Here is a 921-nt window from a genome sequence, read left to right as displayed (position 1 = left end):
ATAGTTTTAGGCAGTTCTCAAATTCTTCTATGGTATAATAGATCCCCTTATCCTCTTGCATTTTGCGAGTTTTTGTGGATCAAAACCATAAGAAATATGCTATCATTGGTATGAAGAATTTGAAAACTGCCTAAAATAAACGGTTATTGGGTTCCGTGCGGGGTTACAATCCCTAAAAAACCCTAAAACAATGTCAGCTGTCTGGGCTGATGCACTTCTTCTAAGTCACTTTTACTCCCTAGCAGTAGTTTCATTTGGTCAAATTGCTTTTCTGTCAATATCAAAGCTCGTATATTCCCCCTAGGTGGCAATATCAACTCAAGCCTTTGGCAATGAGAATTCGCACTAGCAACCCCCTTGCAAATACGCACATAGACTGAAAATTGCAACATAATAAATCCATCTTTGAGCAATTCTTTTCTAAATCTTGCCGAGCTTTTCCTGTCTTCTTTGGTATGCGTAGGCACATCAAACATCACCAAAATTCTCATAAATCTCTCTTCCATCAGACTCCCCCTTTTCAAACACGCCCAAAGCCAAGCCATCTCCAAGCCCCCTTAACACATTGGCTAATGACCAAATTGTTCGCATTATAGAGCGATACATCGGATAAAATTTGCCCCTACATAAAATCTTTGCGTGCAAAATACCGACCAAACACTGCCTATGAGATCTCTCAAACCCATCTTGAAGTTTTTGATGATCTAGCATCTGACAAACCAAAGAATCCACAAACACCCGATAAGGCTCCATCATATCATCAGCTAGATTGAAAGCATTGAATTGGTTTCTGTGAAAAATCCCCAAAGTAGGCAAAAGCCCACTACTCACTAGACTCCTTGCTATAGAACCTCTGATGATTGCATAACCATAGTTGAGGGCAGCATTGATGGGGGTGGGCTCTTTGCGAGTAAATCCCCT

Annotated in this window: 2 protein-coding genes; both read right to left on the bottom strand. The window is 40.6% G+C overall.

What is annotated here, in order from left to right; all coding sequences use genetic code 11:
- Positions 1–182: 182 nt before the first annotated feature.
- Positions 183–506: a CRISPR-associated endonuclease Cas2 gene (gene cas2 / locus BKH46_RS09315; RefSeq protein ID WP_253248344.1), complete on the bottom strand. Its 324-nt coding sequence runs from the start codon at positions 504–506 to the stop codon at positions 183–185.
- A partial coding sequence (gene cas1 / locus BKH46_RS09310; protein WP_143428964.1) for a type II CRISPR-associated endonuclease Cas1 occupies positions 469–921 on the bottom strand: 453 nt, incomplete at its 5' end. The genes cas2 and cas1, both read right to left, overlap by 38 nt.

Origin of the sequence: Helicobacter sp. 12S02634-8 (genome assembly GCF_002272865.1) — a bacterium.
Taxonomy (GTDB): domain Bacteria; phylum Campylobacterota; class Campylobacteria; order Campylobacterales; family Helicobacteraceae; genus Helicobacter_J.
Note: the sequence above shows the minus strand (reverse complement) of the source record. Positions and strands in the feature narration are given on the sequence as shown.

Coding starts and splice junctions, on each gene's coding strand:
- cas2 (WP_253248344.1), bottom strand. CDS start 506: ATGGAAGAGAGATTTATGAGAATTTTGGTGATGTTTGATGTGCCTACG.